Annotated in this window: 1 protein-coding gene and 1 pseudogene; both read left to right on the top strand. The window is 35.9% G+C overall.

What is annotated here, in order from left to right; translation table 11 throughout:
• A partial coding sequence (locus AC1DQW_RS27640) for a GNAT family N-acetyltransferase (RefSeq protein WP_477457011.1) occupies positions 1–952 on the top strand: 952 nt, incomplete at its 5' end.
• 100 nt (positions 953–1,052) lie between these two features.
• Positions 1,053–1,464: pseudogene (locus AC1DQW_RS27635) on the top strand (hypothetical protein); the annotation flags it as partial.

Raw genomic sequence — 1,464 nt, 5'->3', positions numbered from 1 at the left:
TTATCATACATGGCATTACCATTCGTTGGAAACAACTGGTAGTCCGGTTTTATTTGTTTACCAGGAGCAGGATAATTATATCGCTTTTCCTTTACTTAAACGGGAAATTCCAGGATCGGGGTATTATGATCTGAGCTGTGTTTATGGTTTTTCGGGACCTGTTTCAAACAAAAAAATAGATCGCTTGGGCAATTCCTTCATGGAAAATTTTAAAAAAGCCTTTCTCGCTTTTCTTTCTGAAGAGAACTACATATCGGTATTTACCCGTATGCACCCATTCTATAATCAGCAGTGTCTGCTAAATAAATTTGGCGGTGTGCATGAAAACGGAAAAACAGTGATAATAGATCTTTCGGAAAGTATAGAACAGCAACGCCAAAGATACCGGCAAAGTGCCATGGACGCAATAAGGCACGCCTGGAAAAAAGGGTTTAGGGTTGAGGAAGAAAAGGGGCCGGCCGCATTAGCAACTTTTGTTGAAATTTATACAGAAAGTATGAAGCGGTTAGGGGCATCCAACCAGTATTTGTTTAACGATAGATACTTTTCAAACCTATGCAATACCAGTGAATATGATGCCCGCATCCTGATGGTTTATGACGGCGATACGGTTATGTCAAGTACAATAATAACATTTACCAATGGCATTATCCAGGCGCATCTGGTTGGCACGCGTGCCGAATATCTGCAACAAAGTCCAACAAAATTCCTGGTTGATGAAATTACACAAATTGGCAGGATAGAAGGAATGAGGTATTATAACCTTGGTGGAGGTCTGGGTTATAAAGAGGATAAGCTTTTTGATTGGAAATCAGCCTTTTCAGATCAGCATATTGATTTTAAAAGTTGGCGTTTTATAGCTAATCCTACAGTCTATCAAAATTTACTGGATGAAAAGGGTATTAATGAAAGTGCTGAGATAGATTTTTTTCCGCTATACCGGTATGCATAATTTTAATGTTTTTAAATAAATATTGGACATGATATACATTAGAAATTTAATATTTCAGGACAAATTCCACTCAAGATGGTTGATTCTGTTAACCGATCTTATGATCGTCCTGTTGGCACTATGCCTGTCTTTTTACCTTAAAGACAAACTTGATTTTAAAGAAAGCAATATTTACTATATTACATTTTATTGTAGTAACGCTATATTGATATTTCTGTTCATGCGTATCCATACGCATATAATAAGGCATTCCAATACCAGGGACATGCTACGCATACTTGTTGCTGTTTTGGTTAGCAATGCCGCCTTCCTGTTAATTTATCATATTTTATTTGCTTCCTACCTTAAAATTAGCCTTAAAGGACTTGGGGATATTTTATTGATTAACTTTTTTATATCCTCATCATTATTAATGGGAATGCGTATAATAATTAAGGATGTTTTTAAATACTTTGATGAGCCTGGTTATAAAATTATAAAAGAAAACGTTTTAATCTATGGTTCAGGAACCC

The organism is Mucilaginibacter sp. P5_A4 (assembly GCF_056400605.1).
This window is presented reverse-complemented; position numbering and strand designations above follow the sequence as displayed.